This window comes from Paraburkholderia sp. MPAMCS5, assembly GCF_036016995.1.
Classification (GTDB): Bacteria; Pseudomonadota; Gammaproteobacteria; order Burkholderiales; family Burkholderiaceae; genus Paraburkholderia.
In genome coordinates this window covers 376,741-397,212 of record NZ_JAYXBK010000007.1, presented here as the reverse complement: position 1 = coordinate 397,212, position 20,472 = coordinate 376,741, and the positions used below count along the sequence as shown (strand labels likewise).

19 protein-coding genes are annotated in these 20,472 nt (G+C 56.9%); 10 read left to right on the top strand and 9 right to left on the bottom strand.

Features of this window, described 5'->3' with window-relative positions:
- Positions 1–69: 69 nt before the first annotated feature.
- The 4 genes from VOM14_RS19015 to VOM14_RS19005 form a co-directional block, all read right to left on the bottom strand.
- Positions 70–1,719 (bottom strand): TniQ family protein, encoded by a 1,650-nt coding sequence (locus VOM14_RS19015; RefSeq protein WP_327630277.1) that lies wholly within the window; start codon positions 1,717–1,719, stop codon positions 70–72.
- A complete protein-coding gene (locus VOM14_RS31445; protein ID WP_442955561.1) occupies positions 1,709–2,539 on the bottom strand; it encodes a TnsD family Tn7-like transposition protein in 831 nt (276 codons plus the stop codon). The genes VOM14_RS19015 and VOM14_RS31445 overlap by 11 nt, the downstream gene beginning before the upstream one ends.
- 898 nt (positions 2,540–3,437) lie before the next feature.
- Positions 3,438–4,904: a hypothetical protein gene (locus VOM14_RS19010; protein ID WP_327630276.1), complete on the bottom strand. Its 1,467-nt coding sequence runs from the start codon at positions 4,902–4,904 to the stop codon at positions 3,438–3,440.
- 183 nt (positions 4,905–5,087) lie between these two features.
- Positions 5,088–5,414, bottom strand: a complete 327-nt coding sequence (locus VOM14_RS19005; protein ID WP_327630275.1) for a hypothetical protein — start codon at positions 5,412–5,414, stop codon at positions 5,088–5,090.
- 1,299 nt (positions 5,415–6,713) lie between these two features.
- Between VOM14_RS19005 and VOM14_RS19000 the strand changes: the two genes are divergently transcribed.
- The 9 genes from VOM14_RS19000 (at position 6,714) to VOM14_RS18960 (ending at position 12,834) form a co-directional block, all read left to right on the top strand.
- Positions 6,714–7,220: a DUF6471 domain-containing protein gene (locus tag VOM14_RS19000; RefSeq protein ID WP_327630274.1), complete on the top strand. Its 507-nt coding sequence runs from the start codon at positions 6,714–6,716 to the stop codon at positions 7,218–7,220.
- A gap of 171 nt (positions 7,221–7,391) precedes the next feature.
- The gene (locus VOM14_RS18995; RefSeq protein WP_327630273.1) at positions 7,392–7,751 is read left to right on the top strand and encodes a hypothetical protein; all 360 of its coding nucleotides are present in this window, start codon (positions 7,392–7,394) and stop codon (positions 7,749–7,751) included.
- Positions 7,748–8,071, top strand: coding sequence for a BPSL0761 family protein (locus tag VOM14_RS18990; RefSeq protein WP_327630272.1), 324 nt, complete (start codon positions 7,748–7,750; stop codon positions 8,069–8,071). Before VOM14_RS18995 ends, VOM14_RS18990 begins: the two co-directional genes overlap by 4 nt.
- Before the next feature lie 239 nt (positions 8,072–8,310).
- Positions 8,311–8,640 carry a hypothetical protein gene (locus VOM14_RS18985; protein WP_327630271.1) on the top strand — a complete coding sequence of 110 codons (330 nt, stop codon included), beginning with the start codon at positions 8,311–8,313 and terminating at the stop codon, positions 8,638–8,640.
- A gap of 25 nt (positions 8,641–8,665) precedes the next feature.
- Complete coding sequence (locus VOM14_RS18980) at positions 8,666–8,950, top strand: hypothetical protein (RefSeq protein WP_327630270.1); 285 nt, start codon at positions 8,666–8,668, stop codon at positions 8,948–8,950.
- Between the two features lie 129 nt (positions 8,951–9,079).
- Positions 9,080–9,640 carry an HAD domain-containing protein gene (locus tag VOM14_RS18975; RefSeq protein ID WP_327630269.1) on the top strand — a complete coding sequence of 187 codons (561 nt, stop codon included), beginning with the start codon at positions 9,080–9,082 and terminating at the stop codon, positions 9,638–9,640.
- Positions 9,641–9,936: 296 nt separating this feature from the next.
- Entirely contained in the window at positions 9,937–11,040 is a 1,104-nt protein-coding gene (locus VOM14_RS18970; protein WP_327630268.1) for a hypothetical protein, read from the top strand.
- 9 nt (positions 11,041–11,049) lie between these two features.
- Entirely contained in the window at positions 11,050–11,472 is a 423-nt protein-coding gene (locus VOM14_RS18965) for a hypothetical protein (RefSeq protein ID WP_327630267.1), read from the top strand.
- An 18-nt stretch (positions 11,473–11,490) separates the two neighbouring features.
- Complete coding sequence (locus VOM14_RS18960; protein ID WP_327630266.1) at positions 11,491–12,834, top strand: type II toxin-antitoxin system HipA family toxin; 1,344 nt, start codon at positions 11,491–11,493, stop codon at positions 12,832–12,834.
- Positions 12,835–13,409: 575 nt separating this feature from the next.
- Here the strand turns inward: VOM14_RS18960 and VOM14_RS18955 are convergent.
- The 5 genes from VOM14_RS18955 to VOM14_RS18935 all read right to left on the bottom strand — a co-directional run bounded on the left by VOM14_RS18955 (position 13,410) and on the right by VOM14_RS18935 (position 18,517).
- Positions 13,410–14,411, bottom strand: a complete 1,002-nt coding sequence (locus VOM14_RS18955; protein ID WP_327630265.1) for a transketolase family protein — start codon at positions 14,409–14,411, stop codon at positions 13,410–13,412.
- Positions 14,408–15,259 (bottom strand): transketolase, encoded by an 852-nt coding sequence (locus VOM14_RS18950; RefSeq protein WP_327630264.1) that lies wholly within the window; start codon positions 15,257–15,259, stop codon positions 14,408–14,410. The genes VOM14_RS18955 and VOM14_RS18950 overlap by 4 nt, the downstream gene beginning before the upstream one ends.
- Before the next feature lie 26 nt (positions 15,260–15,285).
- The gene (locus VOM14_RS18945) at positions 15,286–16,614 is read right to left on the bottom strand and encodes an MFS transporter (RefSeq protein WP_327630263.1); all 1,329 of its coding nucleotides are present in this window, start codon (positions 16,612–16,614) and stop codon (positions 15,286–15,288) included.
- A gap of 139 nt (positions 16,615–16,753) precedes the next feature.
- Positions 16,754–17,503, bottom strand: coding sequence for an SDR family NAD(P)-dependent oxidoreductase (locus VOM14_RS18940; protein WP_327630262.1), 750 nt, complete (start codon positions 17,501–17,503; stop codon positions 16,754–16,756).
- Between the two features lie 123 nt (positions 17,504–17,626).
- Entirely contained in the window at positions 17,627–18,517 is an 891-nt protein-coding gene (locus tag VOM14_RS18935; RefSeq protein ID WP_327630309.1) for a LysR substrate-binding domain-containing protein, read from the bottom strand.
- Positions 18,518–18,938: 421 nt separating this feature from the next.
- Here VOM14_RS18935 and VOM14_RS18930 point away from each other — a divergent pair, with 421 nt between their 5' ends.
- The gene (locus VOM14_RS18930) at positions 18,939–20,468 is read left to right on the top strand and encodes a sugar ABC transporter ATP-binding protein (RefSeq protein ID WP_327630261.1); all 1,530 of its coding nucleotides are present in this window, start codon (positions 18,939–18,941) and stop codon (positions 20,466–20,468) included.
- Positions 20,469–20,472 lie beyond the last annotated feature (4 nt).

Sequence of the window (20,472 nt, the reverse complement as noted above, 5' to 3'; positions counted from 1 at the left end):
CAGCAACTGCTATCCCTCGCAGGCGCGCGCCTTCAGCGCGAGAGAACGGAAGGTGACTGCAGTCGCCAACTATGCGGAGTTCTTTCTTAGCCATTTCATCGCGTCCCTAATACGAGATGTAAGTTTATGTACGCTCAAGCCTTGGTAAGTCGATGTAGAGCCGTACGGGTGATGGATGGACACCTCTGCGACTTTCTTGCAGACGTAACCAACTCGACGTTCTAGGTAGCTTTCCTCTGTATCAACACATGCTTCGAGCGCATCACGAACGGACCGAGTGCGCTCCGCCCACCCCGGTATAGATTCATTGGTCGAGTTGTTCAGGAGGCGAGCGCGCGTGATGCGTTCAAGCGCTTTGAACTGGACCAAGTGGTCTCGCGTTTCATAGATTCTGTCCGCAAGCTCGTTTTCACTCGTGGAAGACACAGCAAGCGGAAACGCAACCCTTGCCTTCACTTTTTTTCTTTGGTGCCTTTCAGGCGTTCGGCGAGGTATCGCCTTTTCAAGCCAAGCCGTATCCATGTGAAGTGCAAAGTCATAAAGCAAGCGTCCGCCGGGTAATGTGGCGAGCTGATTTCGTGTGAGTGAAGGCTTTCGCTTGAGAGCTTCCCGTATGAACTGACGCGCTTCGGTACGTCGCGCTTTTCGTTCGTTTTCGTCAAGATTATTGAATCTGCGGATGTAGTCCGCTTTGGTATCCTTCCCCGACCTTCGGCGTGCCGGTGAGTAGCGGCACGAGGCCTCATAAGCGTCGATATCCGTCAGACGAAGGTCGACCTCCTTTTTCAGCCCGTCCCAGTCGCCAAAGACGGTGTAAACGAAGGCGATGTTTTGCCGAGGGTTTATCAAATACTGGCCGTCTTCCAACTTGCCGAGCAACCGCTCTACCGTGTTGTCGCGTACGTTAAGCAGCCCCAGTCCCTCCTCGCCTAAGGCGTCGGTTAGCCAACTCCTTGCCTCTTTTCTCAGATGCACGCGCGCGGGTTGCCCTTGGCGCAGCAGATAACTTCGAGCGTGTTGAGGAATGAGTCCAGGCTCTATCGTGACCGGACACGTTCCTTGCATCAGGTCGACGGCCATCAAGTCGATTGCCAACAAAGCGTCTTGAGTCTTTTGCCGCTTTGGAGCAGCAAAGCGCCGCAGCGCCTTCCCGCAGGCGCACTTCTTAGCTGGATAAATAGACTCGTTGTTTCGACGGTGTCCAAGTTCACAGCTCTCACAGAGCGCGTACAGCAGCTCTTGGTGAACTGCACAGTAGGTTGCTCCGGGTATGAGGTGGGCCCGCCGCCAGCAAGTGAAGCGGCCGTCGGTTTTCTCCATGTCCTCTTGCACGCACTTGAGGCATACACCAAAGCGTGCCCTGTCATGCATCCCAAAGGAGCTAGCTATCCCCGAATTACCTGTCTTTCGATGATGCATGTAGAGGCGTCTTCGCTTCGCATTTTCAAGGAAAGGTGCAAAAAGCGGATAACGCGTATGGCTTTTAATCAGGACCTCAATTTCGGGCAAGGCACTCGGGAATAGCTCTATCGCTTCTTGCAATCGCGACGGAAATGACCACGCGAAGCGCCCTGATGCGCTACCAAGCAATTCGATGAGCTGCTTCCGCGAATCAGCGGACCTGTAATCAAGCATTCTGTTGAGGAAGCCGGTCGCGTCCTCCTGTTCCTGAATCTTTCCAGCTAAGAAAAGCCGACCCTCCAATCCTTCACGACCCATCCCCTCTCCTCCTCTTAAGTTCCATCTCAACAGTTATCGACCGCAGACCAGCAACCTTTCCGAGCTGCCAAGCGGGGGACGCAAGGCCTGTGGGCAATCGCCTACCGGCCCAGTCAACCCTATTCGCAATCGCCTCGCCCCTGGACTGAGTCAGCGAAGCGCTGTTGGCTCCGAGCTCTGTCGATGCGAGCGCATACTCGGAGATGCCTAGTTTTTGCTGAAGGCGATACCTCGAGCGCCGTTGCGGTGGTCGGTTTCCGCGATTGCAATCAGTGGCGGCCAAGCTTGCCGCCAAACTCAACGTGCGCGTCAGATGAAAAGAGCGCTTTGAACCTGAGCGTCGTGCCGCTCGCGCATGCTTCGGGCTGTGTTGAGCGAGCCACGCATGTGCATTCCGATGTAACTGCGCATAGACGGTCGGCGCTTTTGCTCGCAGGCTTGTCACACCCTCCATGGGATGTTTCCTACAGAGTGCTATCCAGTGCCGCTTGGCAGCCGCTGTTTGCTTGCTAGTGGCAGCGCGGCGAATCCCGAGATGAGGCTCGGGCGACGCACCGAGAATCCGATAGACGGTCGCGGTCGAAACCCGAGTCAGGCGAGCAACCTCTGTCGGTCGGCGACCCTCCTCCAACAGTCGCAGCACAGCCTGCAGTTGACTGTTATCCAGGAGTCGTGCGCGCGGTGTGAACGGAATGCCAATGAGCCTGCACCGAATCGAAAGTCGATGAGCGTCAACACCCAACTCTCGCGCTATGCTGCTCAAAGACCGATGCTGCTCAACGAGCTGAGCAATGAGGTGGCTATCGGGAAGCGCGGCCATCTCTTTCCGAGAATGAGTCGTCGGCTTGCACTGCCAGTGCGAACACTCTTGCGCGAACCACGCGAGCAAAATGCACCACACAGGATGAAGCGCATGGTCATCTCGCAACATTGCTCTAAGGGCGTTCTCTACGTGGTCGTGAGAATTTAGAAGCAGCGACAGCCGGTCGTCTGCGAACGACGAAACAAAATACAGCCGGAACGCATCAATGAGAGGAGCGACATGCATTCGCCCGCTCTCCGCAATCCAACCCGATTCTGCCAAGGCGCGCTTCACGTGGTCTTTCCGATAGGACACTCCCGCGAGCCCATCATCGATGCAGTCCGCTGTACGATTGGCGAACTCAATCGCCCGAAGCAGCTGATGCCGAGTCGGAGAAGACCGACAGAGTTGGTCGAAGAGCAGACCTTGCGTGCCCGGTGTTTCCAACGGACGGCCGTGTAATCCACAAACCGTAACGAACGGCGCCACATGATTTCGATGCAGGTACTCGAACGGATACTGCTTTGAGGCCGCTTCACGGCAATCGGGGCAAACGAGGTACTCACCTTCCGACGGCGTGAACAGAACGGGCAGTCGACACAGTCTCACGGGTCCCGGCAGCTTCCCTAAGACTCGTGCTCGCTGCTCGCCGAGGCGATTCGGGGGAAGTCCGCGGCAGTAGTACTCGAGATGTGTGTGCCGCCCCAGAAGCGTTTCGACGCCGCAATACAGGTGACCTATCGACGAGTGAAACTCCCCGAGGCAACTGGGCATCCCGTCAAGCCCCGTCTTCCGAGCAAGCAACTTACGGCAGAGTTGAGCCAAGGACCGGTTCTCGTGCATGTTGCTCACTCGCCGGAGGTACGGGTTGACCAGCTCGCCGTCGGGGAAAGCAGGAAGAATAATGAGAGGCAGTTCAGCGGCGCGCACGGGACTTGGGAGCAACAGACAGCGTTTGAGGGAGCTTGAACTGCTCTGCTGCATTGGCGGGAAAGTGGTCCATGAATCGGATGAAGTCGTACTCGTTCAGCCTCTGCTCCGTCTGAGACATGCGAAGGGCGTAGCGAACGTCTTCACTATGAGCGAGTTGCTCCTCGAAGATTTCGGTCACGAATCGCTCGTCAATATTCGCCTCTGGGTACCAGATGAGCTGCTCGTGAAGTGTTTTGAATCCGGTCGCGAGCCATGAAACACGACCGAGGCAAATGGCATAGGTCCATTTTGGTAAGTCCTTCGGCATCGGACGCTTCTCGCCGAAGAGACCTTGTAACCAGAAGAAAAGACACAGGGACACCCACTCGCCCATCGCAGCTTCGTCGTCCTCGTCTCCGTCGGCCGACACGTCGGTGGCGTCCTTGGGTAGGAGGTCGTTCTGAAGCTCTTCTGGCGGTCCGAAGGGGCGAAGGGTTGTGACGCTCCCGCCAAGTGCTTTGACGACCCTCGACGGGCTCAGTGACGCTCGCCGGTGGAAGGCCTCCGTGCAGGACAGTAAAACTGGTATTCCGTAGGACTTGAGTTTCAAAGCGAACGAAAGGATGCTTTCGAAATCGTCGCCTAGATGTTCAACATCAGCACCATCCAAGACGAACAGTCCGACGTTCAACAATATGCACGCCGCAATCGCGGCATTGTGCGCATCTCGGCGCTCCAGCGCGCGGAACACACCCTTGGTCGACTCTGTTGGGTCCTTCAACTCGGCAATGAAGGTTTGCCTCATGGACCTGATGACATCGTCGACGGACCGGCACTCTTCCAGCTTGACGGTCAGAGTCGGGAAATACCAGAGAGTTGGAGGCGAGTCAGGCAGGTTCGGCTCGACTGAGAACGGAGGCCCGTACATCGAGCAGAGCCTTCGAAGGAAAGCAGCTCGACCAGTGTGCTTCACGCCTCGCAAAACGAAGCTACGGCCGTCCAGAAGGCTGTAGTCTCGTCGTGCCGGTAGCTGTTGAGCCTTGTTTAGTACTAGGGGTAGCGCGTACAGAAGGCGCTCGTATCTAGGATTCGACCGCTTCAACCTTGCATGCTCTGCGACTGCGGCGGTGACAGCGATTGCGAACTGGTAGTGCTCGTCTATCACCGAGAATCCGTCAGCAAACGCGGCTAGGGCTGCAATTTTGGCGTTCGGACTTGCGCTCCAAAGAGTCGGGTCCTTAGGTGCGCATCGATTCTGCAGTTGCTTTGTCACCCATTCGGAAGACGGCACCTCAATGATTTCTGGCAGCTCGGACGTGAGGTTGAAGTAGCGCGCTTTCGTTGCCAGAGGGCTGGCATTGGCAAGCTCGTATGGCGAGCGCTCTAAGAGCTCACCTTGAACCGAATTCACCAATGCTTGCCTACTGTCGCTAGTGAGCTCTTCAACGTCGGAAAAGCTTGTTTCGACCATAGCGTTGCTTCCCTCCCTAGGTAGGGGTCGATTTATCAAGAATCTGCGCACAACTTTTAAGGCGGTCTGCGCTCGCTGTGCATCGCGTCGTGTGCTCGTGACGAGATAAGTCAATCAAACGGGCGCGAGTAAGTGACTCGATGAGCGTTCGCTGTCGAGTAGGTCGCAATCCTAATTTACGCTTCACGCCGTTGACCGCGAAACGTTGGCCTCAGGAGGCAGAAGCGCCTCGAAGGCTTTGGTGTCGACGTCGGAGCGCAGCAGGTCGGCTAACAGCGCGTCGACGATAACGGCGAGCCTATGAGACCCGTTACCGTGGTCAACGAAAACCTGTTGGGGGTATGTGACGGCCGGCCAAAAGTCGGCGCAAACCGTTCGCGTGCCGCGCGTGATTGCTGACGGCTCGGACTGGGATGAAGAGGTTCTGTCAGCCGAGGTCAGCAGCGCCGGGCGCTGCTGACACTTCGGCTGGGCGTGGAACCGCGAATCAGCGTGGGTGCTGTGGTTCATGGGGTCTCATTCTCCATTGATATCAAGCGCATACAAACTGCACTTGACTCTGCGCCCCCTTTATGAGACCCTTCGCGCGCGAAAGCGTGGGGTGCCTCGAAAGGGGTACGCCATTCGGCCTGTACGGTTGCAGCCGTACGGGCCGTTCTCATTTTCAGGGGTACGCGTTCTCTAGCTTGTTCGTGTCCTCTTCAAATAGGTCAAACCAACTTCCTCGTTTTCCCGACAAAAGCGCTGTCGGTTGCGAGGCGGACGAGTTGGCGCGGAAAACGTTTTAGATGATGCCGACGTCATGACGCCAAAACCATGTCGGGAAGGCGATGAGCGGTCGTTGTCCGCCGCATCTTCCGCCCATACAACAACCTAAAATCGCCATTTCTAAAATTTGCGAGCAACTCGTTAGAATCTGCTCGCGCGCGGCCCAGACCCTTACTGGGTAAGGCTTTTCGCCGATTTGCATGCAACATTTCTAAAGCGGGCAAGACGCACTCTCAAATTTCGCTTGAGAGTCTAAAACTTTCCAGCTATGATGCTATCTATCTTGCGATAACTGCGTCTTGGCATCGGATTATGCCCCGATGGGTGAGCGCACGTCAACAGCATTTCCGCACCTTATTTCCCCCTCGCCGGTATCCCCAGTTAATTCAACGACTTGAATCGCTCTGAGATAGCGGTCCACGTGCCGTTTTCAGCGCACCAAAGCCCGTGTTTGACGATGAGCGCTCGCTCCCGCAACTGCATCGGGACGTACCGAGCGTCGCAATCAACAACTAAGACCGGGTCGGGCTCGCGTCTAAAATAGTCCCGCTCAAGCAGGTCGCGACGCGATGGGGCCTCTTCCCGTAAGCCCGTCCTCAGGAGTTTGTTTCCAGGCGCCGTTGCTCCCACCACTCGAGAGGAGAGCGCACATGGAAGGATGCCGAGCACCGTGCGATAGCCATGCTGAGCAACCCAGCTTGAGCTGAGCACGACTTGCACATCATTCATGGGTTGGAGTAAATCGCCGAGCCGATGCAGGTGTGCGTCAGGGGAAGCCCCTCTTTAGCTGCTGGCTGGCGGGATTTCCGGCGAGTGGAAACAACACGCCTTCTACCGTTAAATAAAGCACGCTCCGAGCTACCATAGCGCACCCCCGCTTGAGGGCAAGACGACCGTCTCGAATCACGTAAAATGTCCGAGTACGAGTGAAGCGGCCGTAGAGGTTGCGGTTGTTCGACTTTTGCCGGCCAGCTGCGAGATGAGATGTTTATCTCATCTTTAAAATAGCTCGTCGCTCTTCAAAATGCAAAAGGATTTCACGTGAGCGAAGCGGACTCTCCGTGGGCGCGGCTCGCCTGTCGCGTCGTGCGTGTTGCGATGGCGCGGAAGGAGCACACCTATTCATCGCTTGTACAACTGCTCGCAAGCGATGGAGTTGACGAGACTGAGCGCAGCTTAGTCCTGCGCATCAATCGAGGTAGCCTCCGACTGAGCTCGCTGCTGCACATCCTTTCGCTCATGTCGGCTACCGTACCTGAGCTCTGGCGTACGAGCTTGTCTACAGGAACCGATTGGCCAACGCGCGCCCGCGATGTCGTCCTTGTTGAGCTCCGAGAGGGTGGTATCACTGACCTTGCTTTGCTTACAGACCAACTAGCTAAGCTCGGAACGAGCATCACGGAACAGGTGCTCGAGAACCACGTGATGACAGGAACAATTCCGCTTTCCTTGGCTTTACAGCTCCTGTTCATCGTGCGGTCGCACTCTCTGGAGCGGTACTGTGACTTCACCGACATTCTGAAGACAGCCGACAAGGCAATCGTCTAACATGAAATCGAGCCTTGACGGCCTCGTCAGCCCGTCTATCCTGTGAGATAGATATCTCATCATCGGGCATCTAAAAGTCGAACGATAGCGAGCCCGTCCCGCCTTCCGGCCCTGCTTCCAAGCGCCGTCGTTCACGCACGGCTCGAGCATGGCCGGTCATTAGCGGAGACCATGATGCCCATCTGGTCCACAGCTCCCGTTGGAATCGAACCCGAAATCCTGCTAATCGCCTGGGCCGTTATTCAGACCGAGCCAGAGCGCGGCGAGCACCATTTCCTAGGCTTCAGACCCGACATCGCCTCAGCACGCATTAGCTCGGCCATAACCGCGTTTGACCGGCGCGCAATGCAAGGGCTTACCTCCACCGGCCGGTCGTACCAGCTCGTCGGACCGCCCGGTGTGACACTTGATTCGCAGTATCTCCTCCTGAACTGGTGTCGCCGGCATGGTATTGAACAGATTTCTGATGTGACCAATGAATACCTGCCGGAGCTCCCCTCTTCCATCAACGGCGCGGGAGCACTGCAATGACCCAACCCAAAGAGCGGACTAAGTCGCTCATCGACGCGCGAATGCTTCTGCAGACTCTGCTCGACGCGGAGGAAGCGCCACTCTGGGCGCTGGTTCGTACTGTCGCGCTGAACGTCCTTCGCCATTTCCCGCAAGACAGCGACATCGCCCTGTCGGCGGCAGCCCTCCCAACCTTGTGGTCAATGCCTCCCGCTCAAACTGCGCACGAAGACGAGGATTCTCATCATCAAGAGCGAGAGATTCAATCCTGCGTAAGAAGCCGCATCCGAGGGCTGCAGCTCGTGTCCACGGAGGCCTCCGACCGGAGGCTGACACGATGACGTATCGCCTCGTCGCCAATCAGCGTCCCCAGATGGCGTCCATCTTTCTACTGCGAGCACGCTCACTACTGCGGACACTTTCGCGCGCCATTACACCGGTAGCATGTGCGATGAACGCCCGCGACTCCATCCTCCTCTCCTGCTGTGCGGTCGCAACCCACATCGGTGTAAGGCTGGGGCCACTCGATTATGAGAACCCGGACGCGGTTCATGTCTGCCTACGTGGTGCTCGAGTGTCATTGGACGACATCGACCGAGTGCTAGCCCTCTTTGACTGGTTCCAACCTAACGCCTTGCCAGACGAGCCCCCATGTTCGAATTACGACCTGTTGACCATCTCGGACCGCATCTACCGGCGGGCGTTGAACATGTGTCTTCAGGCGATGATAGGACAAGCGTCTACCAAGAATCCCGCAGATGACGCTCGCCCCTCTTCGAGCATGAGCCCTGGGACGAATCAAGGCGACGATGACGAGCTTGACTTGCCGATGGTCATCGTCGACATCGTTCAAGGTAGCGTCAGCGAATCGCTCGCAAGCACGCCACCCCGCATTGCGATGGTGGATTGAACTTTGCACCCGCGCGGAGGACTCCATGCTCCTGGTAACCGTTGAACTTCTTCCTCAGGGCTTTGATGAAGGGCGAAAGACCCTCGCCGAGGCGCGCATCATCAATGTCGGAGGGGACGCCGCCTACGGCTCATACTTAATCGAACTGATGGAGAGCGACAAGACAATCGCCTCAGGGCAATTGGCCGACTACCCGCGATTTGCTACCACGGTCCTCGACTTAGTCGCGCGAGGAATTGCGACCGCGCTGTCTGGCACCGAAGCATTGCCACCAAGACCGGTTCACTCGTGGCGGGAAAGCGGAGCTTGAAATGGTTTCGACTCGACGGCCAACGTCCTCGTGTGACCTGCGTGAAAGGGCGCGGCAACGCACCGCCTCATTTGCATGCGGGAACTCGGACTGTGGCCCGCAACTTGACGTAGATATCTGAGGCTCGGTGTGTACGAGTGTTCGCCAAATCAGCTAGGGCCAGGCGTCGGGGCACCTCCTCCGCGCCATGTTGGAGGACGGATTGTCTACGCCGACTATGACGGCTGCGTACACCCATCCGACGTTTATTGGCGTCCTCGTACCGGCCCGTTTCTGATGAACTGCCCCGGTCATAGTCTGTTCGAGCATGCCGCACTACTTGAGCGCGAGCTTACTCCGTATCCCGAGGTCCGGCTCGTCCTCTCGACGAGTTGGGTGCTGCGCTACCGAGGGTCTGTGAGGCGCGTTGCTGCCAGACTAGGACCATCTCTCGCCGCACGGGTCGTGGGTGCGACGTTCCACAGCGGCATGAATCGCGCTGACTTCGAGTGGGCATCGCGCGGTCAGCAAGTCTGGGCAGACGTCATCCGCCGCAAGCCCAGGGCTTGGCTCGCGTTGGACGATGACGTCCACGGTTGGCCTCTTTGGTGCCAAAGCCATCTTGTGCAGTGCGACCCCATGTATGGCCTGTCCACGCCAGACGCTTTAGCGCAACTGCGACACCTTTTGGAGGAGATGCACAAGCTATGAGCATCGAAGACCTTCTACCCCAACTGCGCGAAGCATCGCCGGGGGCAGCGGTGCTAGTGCGGCAAGCAAGTCGTGATGCCGGCGAGTGCGACATGGTGCGCGCAGTCGTCCGCCGTGGCGGAACCCTTGGACGTCTAGGGTCGAGACAGACTGGACGCTGACGCGATTACAAGCGTCGCTCGGCTGGTAATGGGTATCTCTTCGCCCGCATCCGCTATTGCGACGCCTGATGCTACCGAAGGAGCAGCCTCCTTGGCTATGAATGCTCGGGCACCGGAAATAATACGAGTTGCGCTATGAACGTCAGAGAATTGATGAGTCGTTTGCGTCAAGCACCAGGCGGGGCCACCGTCCTATGCCTACAGAACCATTGCGGAGCGGATGAACACGACATGGTGCGCGAAGTTCTCATTCCGCCCGGGCCGTGGCTACACGAGCGACAACGTCGGCCTGACGGCCACGTCGTTCGCCGTTTTCATCAACGGGTTGATGAGAGGTCGGAGGGGTTCAACGAGGCGACTGACGAATCGTCCCTCGAGCGAGTGGTGATACTACTGGTTTCGAATGCGGAAAGCTTGGAGCATACGCTCGTAGAGTCCGCTCGGACAGGTCGAACCATCGACCTGAAAGTCGTCCGTGCGAAGCAGGCCCAGCGCTATCGGGACATGCTTTCATACGGCAAGTTATTGTCCGAGGAGGTCTTTCGGTCACGTTTGAGCGTAAGCGAAAAGCGCCTATCCAAGATGGTCGAGAAAGGCCATGTGTTCGCGCTCGACGTCGATGGTCACAGGGTGTATCCGGCGCTCTTCTGTGATTCTCGTTTCAATTTGAAGCGCCTCTGGAAGGTCGCGCAGATTCTTGTGCCCGCCCCAGCCACGTTACGCTTCGACCTGCTCACGCATCAGTGCGGCGCTCTTTTAGACCAAGTCCCGCTTAACTTGCTCGAAGACGATAAGACCTATCGTGAATTGCTGAGATTCGCTCGCGGCTGGACGGCGGAATTCAGCCGCACGGCTGTCAAGGTGTACGACGCCACGGGGCCCGTGGACAAAGCGAATGCCGTGCCTTTGTATTCATGCGCCGTTGAAGTCGACCCGCGAGTCCTGATTTGGAAGCGCGCTCTGAAAGCCGTTCGCTCGCCAGGCTACCAAATGCCGTACGAGATTGCGGTGTCGCCGGCAACAGTCGTCATCATCGTCGAACGCGCCACTGCTGGCCAAGCCGGGACTGAAGTTGAAGCACACCTCATGTGCGACCTTGACGGCCGGACCTTGCGGGCCACCGTGACGCCTGCAGGCGACGCTCCCGCCATTGAGCATAAGCTCAAGCTGAAATCAAAACATCCGAGCGTGACCGACTTGTGCGATGCCGTTTTCAAAGCGCTATCGACGTTGGAATGAGCGTCCGCCATGAATCCCCGCTCTATGAACTTCGGACTTGTGCACACGAACGAGAGCGACGAGATGCGCTCCGTACGTCGAGCAAGGCGGCTGCTCGTGCGCCGAGAGCTGCTGACGAAGTCTGAGTTCTGCTGCCGCGCCGGGGTCTCGCCATTCGAGCTTGTTCGCCGGCTGCGCAAAGGAACGGTTTTCGCCGTCGTCGTGGGCCGACGCCGCTTCTTCCCCTTGCTCTTCATTCCGACCGACCGTACCGCATCGCGGCTTGCGCGCGTGACACGCTCAATGATGGGGATGAAAGACCCGTGGGCCCGATATTTCGAGCTCACTTATCCGTTTGAAAGCCTTGACGGCAAAACACTTGCCAAATTTCAGCGGCGTGGCAACGGCCTACGCGTCGCAATCAAGTACGCACGAGCTCTGGCCGGTGACTGATACCGCGAGATTGATGCCATGGAAGACATTACCTCTCACCTCACCGTCTTTGCGAATGTAGACGGTACTTGGCGGCCATGTGGTCGGCTTTCGATGGCCGAATACAGCGACGGTGGTGTCGACTCGGCGTTCGAATATGAGCCGAGCTACTTCGATGCTCGGCATGCGTTTGAGCTGGACCCGTCCGATTTGTCGTTCGAGAAAGCGAAAGCGCGACCCGGGCAACCGCTGCACCCTTCCCGCTTGCTTTCGTTGTTTGGGGCCCTCCGGGATGCGTCGCCGGACGCGTGGGGCCGCCGCGTCATCGAAGCAAAGCTGGGCGCCGCCGAGAACAGCCTGCCAGAGGCAGCGTATCTCCTGCACGCGGGCGGACAGCGAGTCGGCGCAATTGATGTGCGAGCCACCAATCAAGACCGATTTGTGGAAAGCGCTTGTCGGCTTGAGGACCTTCCGGACCTGATTGAGGGTGCTATCTGCATCGAAGAGCACAGGTCGGTACCGGAGCATTGCACGTCCATCTTCGAATGCGGCGCATCCTTGGGGGGAGCTCGACCGAAGGCATGCGTTCGAGATAACGACGACACCTTGATGCTCGCCAAGTTTTCCTGCGCCAACGACCGCTTCAACATGCCTGCGGTTGAGTCCGCCACCCTGAATATGGCCGCAAACATCGGGCTGTGTGTCCCGCGCGTCAAAGCGATTGCGGTGAACGGTCATCCCGTCATGCTGATTGACCGCTTCGACCGCAGTTGGCTTCGCGAAAACGAGGCGGCACCGCGGCAAGGCACGCACGACGCCGCTGATGACAGGTCCCTAGGTATTGAGCACCGAATTCCGTTCATTAGTGCCTTAACGCTGTTGGGCTGCGACGAACGTTCCTCCCTCGGCGCGTCATACATCGGACTTGGGTCTGTGATGCGTGAATACTGTAACCAAAGCGTCCTCGGGTTCGACCTCGTGGAACTGTACCGACGGATAATTTTCAACATCTTCGTGACGAATGACGACGACCATCTTCGGAATCACGGATTCCTGTACGACTCGTCGCTACGCTCCTGGCGACTCAGCCCGCTATACGACGTGCTGCCGCGCCCGATGATTGGCTCCGAGCGTTACCTGCATCTTGTTCTCGGTGATGAGGGCCGACTGGCGACGCTCGATAACGCCGTAAGCCGCTGCGATGCCTTCAGCCTCACAGAGAACGAGGCGTACATGCTGATTGGCTCAGTGTGGGAAGTCGTCGAGGACTGGCGGAGCTACTTCCATGCGTCTGGCGTTGGAGAGGAGGACATGGAGTACGCTGCCAGCGCTATTCGGCATATCGACGACATATCAACCGAAGAACTTCGGCGATGCGTGTAAGAGTAGCGGGCGGGCCGCAAAAGAAAGAGTGCACCTTCTTCATGTTAAGGACTTCCTCGCTTTGCGTTGGGCGGTGCGGACAAGAGGATGTCGCCTGGAGGATGTGCTCGCCTTGTCGCAACGAACACGGTGTCTGTATTTCAGTTTCCGTGTCATCGTATTTTGTCGCATCACCGACCGGTGCTTTGCGCGAGCTGGCACTGTGGGACAGCGCCGGAGACGAGGTCCGCAGCAAAGTCGAGCGAGAGGTTCGCATTCTGACCCAGTGTTTGACGCCAGCATACAAGCGGGTCAAGAAAGCATGGAATGGCCTTGACCTTTGGTGGCGACAGAGCTAGCTCCTTAATAGGCGCCCGATTGAGCAATCGATAAATGGCGACAATAGTCGGTGTTGATGCCGCCTTTGATTTTTGCGTTCCAAACGATTTGGCATTGCGCGGAGAACAAAAAAGCCCGCACAACCGGCGGGCAAGCCACGTCAACTCGACAAAAAAACCTACGTCGAGCAATCACTAATATTGGATTGCCTTCTCTCAGGTTCTAATAAGTCCGTGCTGTCGGTCGTGAAAGGCTATTTACGCAAGCCAACCTTTAATGTTGCTCGCCATCACGCTTGTGGAAATGCCATATCTGTCATGAAGCGTCGGAAGCGCTCCGGCATCGAGAAATGCGTCGGGCAAACCGACTTGCTTGAAGGTGCATGCAACACCGGCACTCAAAAGCGTTGTTGCAACCGCTTCGCCGAGGCCGCCGATGACAGTGTGATTCTCGGCAACGACCACCATGCGACCAGTGCGCTTGGCTTCGCGGATGATTGTTTCCGTATCGAGTGGCTTGATGGTCGGTACGTGCAGGACAGCAACATCAACCTTATCTGCTTCCAGCACCTTGGCCGTCTCGAGGGCACGCATTGTCATAATGCCAGACGAGATGATGAGTACGTCGGCACCGTCGCGAATCATCTTGGCCTTGCCGAGTTCGAACTGATAGTTGTACTCGTCCAGAACAGCCGGAACATTGCCGCGCAGCAGGCGCGCATACACTGGCCCCTTGTGAGCAGCAATTGCTGGCACCATCTGTTCGATATCGAGTGCGTCGCAGGGGTCGATAACCGTCATGTTCGGCATGGCTCGCATAAGCGCCAAGTCTTCCGCGGCTTGGTGGCTAGGGCCATAGCCAGTTGTCAGGCCGGGCAAGGCACAGACGATTTTCACGTCCAAGTCGTCTTCTGCGATGGTTTGGTGGATGAAATCGTACGCACGGCGGGTTGCGAACACAGCGTATGTGGTGACAAAGGGCTGAGCGCCCTCGTGAGCGAAGCCCGCAGCCGCCCCCATCAGCAGTTGTTCCGCCATGCCCATCTGGTAGTAACGCTCAGGAAATTCCTTCGCGAAGATGTGCAAGTCCGTGTACTTGCCGAGGTCGGCCGTCATGCCGATGACGTTCGTCTTCGTACGGGCCAATTCAACAAGCGCATGTCCGAACGGCGCTGAGCGGGTAACCTGACCCTCGCCCGCAATGGACGCAATCATCGCTGAAGTTTTGAGGCGGGGCTTCTTGTCAACGACCGAGTTCATGCTTTTCTCCCTGCGAAAGTCTCATCCAGTGCTTCCAGTGCCAGCTTCCATTCGTGCGCATCGACACGAATGAAGTGGTTCTTCTCTCGTTGCTCCAGGAACGGAACACCGCAGCCCATTTTGGTGTCGCACACGATGATGCGAGGCTTCGCTTCCTTCAGATTGCGGGCGTTGTCGAAAGCAACCTTCACGGCATCGATATCGTTGCCGTCGACACGTTGCACATACCACCCGAACGCTTCGAGCTTTGGCACCAACGGTTCGAACGCCATGACCTGAGTCGAAGGACCGTCGGCTTGCTGATTGTTCACGTCAATCATTGCAATCAGGTTGTCGAGCTTCCAATGAGCTGCCGACAACAGCCCTTCCCAGATTGCACCTTCGTCAAGTTCCCCGTCTGAAAATAGCGTGTAGACGAACGACTTCGAACCTTTGCGCTTTAATCCAAGGCAACGGCCTACGGCAATGGTCAGACCCTGTCCCAGCGACCCCCCTGACATCTCCATGCCCGGCGTGTAGCTCGCCATGCCCGACATCGGCAGCCGGCTGTCATCGCTTCCGTAGGTTTCGAGCTCCTCTTGAGGAAGAATTCCTGCCTCAAACAGTGCTGCATAGAGCGCAATGGCGTAGTGACCATTGGAGAGGAGGAACCGGTCACGCTCCTCCCAATCCGGGTCGGCGGGACGATAGTTCATTGCACCGAAGTACGACACCGCGAGCACATCCGCAATATCCAGTGCTTGGCCGATGTAACCTTGGCCTTGGACTTCTCCCATCAAGAGGGCATTGCGTCGGATGCGGTAAGCGCGCTCGGCGAGCTTTACATCCTCAATAACAGGCGTACTCATTTGTTTGTCTCCTTAAAGACTTGGGTTCAACGATTGACGGTTTTGGCCGGCACGAAGAAGACCAGCACTGCGCCAAACACCACAGCTGTTGAGATAAAAATAAGTCCTGCGGTCGACTTACCGGTAAGGTCATTGAGCCAACCGACGATGGCGGGTGAAAAGAACCCCGCGAGATTGGCGAAGCAATTGACTGCTGCAATACCGGCCGCCGCAGACATGCCGCCCAATACAGCAGTTGGAAGTGCCCAAAAAAGCGAGGACGATGCGAGAATCCCAGCCGCTGCCACGCTCACACATACAATCGATGCGCCGACGCTTCCGAGCATCGGCAGGGTCGCGAAGCCTGCGGCTGATACCAACATCGGAATAGCAAGGTGCAGACGACGCTCGCGACGCTTATCCGCGCTGCTGCCCAGGATGGGAAGAGTGATGATGGCGCAAATATAAGGAATCGCCGTCAAGATACCGACCCAAAGGGGGTCCGCTACGCCCGTGCGGCGGATAATGGTGGGTAGCCAAAAAGTCAAACCGTACTGACCCAGTACAACACAAAAGTAAATCCCGGCCATCAACCAAAGCCGGCGGTCGCCAATGAACGAACGGATGGACACGTGCTCTGTCGTCTGCGTGCGGTCGTTTTCAACATTCCGCTTAAGCAAAGCCTTCTCGTCGTCGGAGAGCCATTTCGCGCTCGCAATTCCATTATCCAGATACGCAATGATTGCAAATCCAAGGAAGAGCGAAGGAAGCGCTTCCAGCATGAAAAGCCACTTCCAGCCGGCAAGCCCATGGACGCCCTGAAAGGCATGCATAATCCAGCCAGAAAGCGGACCGCCCACGATTCCAGCCAAGGGAATCGCCATGAAAAACATTGACAGGGCTTTTGCACGACGCGCTGCCGGAAACCAGTACGTGAGATAGAGAATCACGCCAGGTGCGAATCCAGCCTCAGCAACACCAAGGAGAAATCGGAGGATATAAAACATCGTAGGCGACTTAACGAACACAAAGCTCGCAGAAATCAACGCCCACGTCAGCATAATGCGAGCGAGCCAGTTGCGGGCGCCCACCTTGTGAAGAATGATATTGCTCGGCACTTCAAAGATGAAATACCCTAAAAAGAAGATGCCTGCACCAATACCGTAAATGGTTTCTGAAAACTTCAGGTCGTTCAGCATCTGCAGTTTTGCAAAGCCCACATTAACACGGTCAAGATATGCACCGAGATAGCAGAGCATCAAAAACGGAATCAGTCGCTTAGCAACCTTTGCGTAGGTCTTTGCTTCAAAGCTCGTGGCGTCGCTGGACGCAGTGAGCTCAGCGCCAATTGATGGCGCAGCTAATTTGGATTTCATGGATTGTCTCCTATCAGCCAGGCTCAGCGGTTCTCGACGAGCTAGACCTCAAGCTTTTATGCCACTTGAAAGGGCGCGGCGCCACGGCTGGGCCGCATGCGCCGTATGCGCGCACATTGATGCGCGCAGGTGTGCGGCGTCAGTGAATCAGCATGCCGCCATTTACGTCGAGGGTGATACCGGTCAGATATGTCGAGAGGTTGCTAGCAAGGAACAGGCAGGCGTTCGCAATGTCGTTCGCTTCACCGAGACGTCCAAGGGGAATGCCCTTGATAATGTCTGCGCGCATATCAGGAGTCAGCTTGTCGCCGGTGATATCGGTTTGAATGAGACCCGGAGTTATCGAGTTCACACGGATGTGGTCAGCGCCAAGCTCGCGAGCCATCGCTTTTGCGAGCCCGAGGACGCCGGCTTTGGCGGCACTGTAATGCGGGCCGCCGAAGATGCCACCACCCCGTTGTGCAGAGACTGATGACATACAAACGATGCTGCCGCTCTGCTGCTTCTTCATGTGCGGAATGACCGCTTGCGACATGTAGAGCGTGCCAAGAAGGCTTACGCCGACAACTGCATCGAAGTTTCCGCGAGTAATCTCGAGCGTCTTGATGGGTTGCGTGATTCCCGCATTGTTCACCAACGTGTCAATACGGCCGTATTTGGCGGCGACCGCATCTGCTGCGGCAATACAGGCCTCTTTGTCGGTCACGTCGCAGGCCAAGCCGATGTGCCCTTCGCCCAAGTCCCGCGCCGCACTCTCGGCATCGGTCTTGTTAAGGTCGAGGATTGCCACTCGTGCGCCTTGTGCCGCCATCGCCTTCGCTGTGGCCTTGCCAATGCCGCGTGCCGATGCCGCGCCCGTGATAACAACGACTTGATTCTCGAGCAACATTGCAGTGTCTCCGTTGATGAACTAGGTGTAGGACGAAGTTTGTCCGTCGGCGACCGCTGCATCAACGCAGTTTGCCTCAACTGAAGCTGAGAAATTTTCAGATTCTCGGTGTAATCCCTAGGTTTACCGTCCGCTTCGCTCGATTTCCTGTTCAATCCAGGAGAGGAACTTGGCAACACGGGGCAACTCGGCGTTTTGGCTTGGGTAAACGAGATGGTGCGCTGCAACCTCGACCGAATGACTATTCTCGAAGACTTGAACGAGCGCCCCCTCGCGAATCTTTTGAGAGGCCATCATGGTGCTTTCTAACGCGATGCCAAGGCCGAGCGCGGCCGTTTCAATCGACATATATGAGCGGTCGAACGAAAAATCAAACCTCTTGCTCGGACCCGGAATCCCGCTGCGCCCGAACCACTGTCGCCATTGCACAAGAGGCGTTTCAGAGTAGATGAGCCGATGGTTGATAAGGTCTTCGGGGGTCGCTACCGGATGGCGCTCCAAATATTTCGGTGACGCGAGAGGTGCGATGAACTCTCCCCGGACTGTCTTCACTTCAAGGTTACTCCAGCCGCCGTATCCGTGGCGGATGTCAATGTCGAAGTAGCCGTTGGAGAACGATACATCTTCATAGGAACAGGCAACATTCAGCTGGACGTCACCGTTCGCTTCCTGAAAGGAAGACAGACGAGGCAGTAGCCACATGAGTCCAAAGCTCGGGCTCGAATGCACGCGCAAGATATCGACTTCCTTACGGCTTGATGCTCTCTCCGTTGCTCGACTGAGGTCGGCCAGCGAACCTGTCACATCTGACAGATAGCGCTCTCCCGTCGGCGTCAATATGAGACCGCGCCCCGTCCTCTGGAACAAGGGCTGCCCTATCAGCGCTTCAAGATTGCCCAGTTGATGACTGACCGCGGAAGCCGTCAGGTCCAGTTCCTCCGCAGCACGATTGACGCTCTTTGTGCGAGCAATGCATTCGAACGCGATGATGGATTTCAGAGGAGGAATGCGCATCGTCAAATTTTTTTCAGTCGCAGTTGAAGGAAACTGCATTGCCTTCATACGGTACCCGCTGCCATCCTGACCTCAGGCGGCACGGATTCGAAACAACTATGCAAACGCCCGTGTCCGTCCTGCGAGGCTGCTCTCGCGATAATCAATATTGCGCGGTGCAACAACCGTGCAGGAGACACACATGCATTATCCGTTCTTCTCTTCGGCAACGCGAATCATCTCTGGGTTCACGCTGACTATGGATGGCTCGTACTCGATGGTGTTCGAGCGCGGCTGACGCTGCCCAGCCAGGCCTGCCAACCGGCGCGACGCCGCATCATCGGTTTCGGTCGGCCGCTTACTCAGGTTCCCAATTTTCCCTGTAGGTGTCCCGGCACACGGCCGGACGCGCTCGCTTGCACCTATTGCGACGGAGACATCCATGGCTGAACAGCAAACACTGTTGCTCGCTCACTCAATCGTAAAGAGCTTCGGACCGACCAACGTCCTGAAGGGCTTTGACTTGTCTATCACCGCCGGCGAGGTCCATGCCTTTCTCGGAGGTAATGGTGCTGGGAAATCGACCTTCATCAAGATAATTTCCGGTCTGCACGAACGGGACAGCGGCACTCTCGAGTTCGCCGGTCGCGAGCTAGGTGGCTCCTCCGTGTCACCCATCGATACCGGCGAGATAGCGGTCGTAAATCAGGAGCTTGCATTACTTCCGCATCTCACTGTGGCCGAGAACATCGCCATGCCTCGTTTAAACCGAGCCTGGCGGAAATGGAGCGCACGCGAAGCGCGTACGCTTGCAGTAGAAGCACTGTCGCTAATTGACCCAGACTTCGCGCATCAGTCGGTGGAACGTCTTGTAGGAGACTTGAGTCTCCACGAAAGGCAGCTCGTCGAAATCGCGCGTTCACTCCGGTCAGGTGCGAAGCTCCTGCTTCTTGATGAACCGACCGCCAATCTAACAGCATCAGAAACCGGAAGGCTTTTCTCCGTCATCCGGCGGTTAATTTCCGAGACCAACCTCGCGGTCTTATTCGTATCTCATCGAATGCGCGAGATTCGGCAAATCGCCGATGTTTGCACCATCATTCGAGACGGTAAGACCGCTGTTGACCGTGCGTCGCTTGATTCCATCACCGACCAAGAAATCATCGAGTTCATGGGGCAGACTGCTGAGCCCGACCAACGAGCTCAGGCTCAGGCAGAAGAAGCAGTAAACGTGAGCGGCGAACGGAACAGTCCGTCAGATGCAAATCCCGCGGCCCAATCATTCCATGTGACCTTGGATGACACGGAGCTAGAAATACATGCGGGCGCAATTATCGGGCTGGCAGGTGCGCCGACCGGCCCCCTGACCTTGATTGGAGCACTGACCGGGCAAGCTCGAAAGTCTCGCTGGAAGGTACGCCAGAAAGGCGTGCAGCTCAAGCATCCAAGCCCCTCAGCAGCAGCTCGCACAGGCGTGGGCTACATCTCCGGCGACCGTTCAAACAAAGGTATCTTGGCAACCCTTCCCATCATTGACAACTTGATGGCAGCGCGGCGAGTCGTCGAGCGTCGAGGGATTGCAAAGAGGGATGAGATTGAGCAAGGGCAGAGTCTTCTCGATGCACTCAAGATTCGCGCAGGCTCGCTTTGGGATTTGCCATCCACACTGAGCGGGGGGACTCAACAAAAGATTCTCATCGCACGCTGGCTGACTCTTCAGCCACATTTGCTTGTCCTCGAGGAACCCACGCGTGGTGTGGACATACGAACAAAACGCGAGATATACGCCCTTGTTCGAAAGCTCGCGGCGCAAGGAACTGCGGTTGTCTGGTGGTCTACCGAATATGTCGAGCTCGTCGAGTTGTGCGACAGCGTGCTCGCGTTCGACCTGTCTGGCCGACCCACGGTTGTCTTGAGCCATGCGGACATCAGCGAGACCAATCTTGCAGAAGCCACCGGTATGGCAGCGTAAAGCA

Excerpts from the sequence above, each read along its gene's own strand:
- VOM14_RS19015 (WP_327630277.1), bottom strand. The coding sequence starts at position 1,719 with ATGGGTCGTGAAGGATTGGAGGGTCGGCTTTTCTTAGCTGGAAAGATT.
- VOM14_RS31445 (WP_442955561.1), bottom strand. The coding sequence starts at position 2,539 with ATGGCCGCGCTTCCCGATAGCCACCTCATTGCTCAGCTCGTTGAGCAG.
- VOM14_RS19010 (WP_327630276.1), bottom strand. The coding sequence starts at position 4,904 with ATGGTCGAAACAAGCTTTTCCGACGTTGAAGAGCTCACTAGCGACAGT.
- VOM14_RS19005 (WP_327630275.1), bottom strand. The coding sequence starts at position 5,414 with ATGAACCACAGCACCCACGCTGATTCGCGGTTCCACGCCCAGCCGAAG.
- VOM14_RS18995 (WP_327630273.1), top strand. The coding sequence starts at position 7,392 with ATGATGCCCATCTGGTCCACAGCTCCCGTTGGAATCGAACCCGAAATC.
- VOM14_RS18990 (WP_327630272.1), top strand. The coding sequence starts at position 7,748 with ATGACCCAACCCAAAGAGCGGACTAAGTCGCTCATCGACGCGCGAATG.
- VOM14_RS18980 (WP_327630270.1), top strand. The coding sequence starts at position 8,666 with ATGCTCCTGGTAACCGTTGAACTTCTTCCTCAGGGCTTTGATGAAGGG.
- VOM14_RS18970 (WP_327630268.1), top strand. The coding sequence starts at position 9,937 with ATGAACGTCAGAGAATTGATGAGTCGTTTGCGTCAAGCACCAGGCGGG.
- VOM14_RS18965 (WP_327630267.1), top strand. The coding sequence starts at position 11,050 with ATGAATCCCCGCTCTATGAACTTCGGACTTGTGCACACGAACGAGAGC.
- VOM14_RS18960 (WP_327630266.1), top strand. The coding sequence starts at position 11,491 with ATGGAAGACATTACCTCTCACCTCACCGTCTTTGCGAATGTAGACGGT.
- VOM14_RS18955 (WP_327630265.1), bottom strand. The coding sequence starts at position 14,411 with ATGAACTCGGTCGTTGACAAGAAGCCCCGCCTCAAAACTTCAGCGATG.
- VOM14_RS18950 (WP_327630264.1), bottom strand. The coding sequence starts at position 15,259 with ATGAGTACGCCTGTTATTGAGGATGTAAAGCTCGCCGAGCGCGCTTAC.
- VOM14_RS18945 (WP_327630263.1), bottom strand. The coding sequence starts at position 16,614 with ATGAAATCCAAATTAGCTGCGCCATCAATTGGCGCTGAGCTCACTGCG.
- VOM14_RS18940 (WP_327630262.1), bottom strand. The coding sequence starts at position 17,503 with ATGTTGCTCGAGAATCAAGTCGTTGTTATCACGGGCGCGGCATCGGCA.
- VOM14_RS18935 (WP_327630309.1), bottom strand. The coding sequence starts at position 18,517 with ATGCGCATTCCTCCTCTGAAATCCATCATCGCGTTCGAATGCATTGCT.
- VOM14_RS18930 (WP_327630261.1), top strand. The coding sequence starts at position 18,939 with ATGGCTGAACAGCAAACACTGTTGCTCGCTCACTCAATCGTAAAGAGC.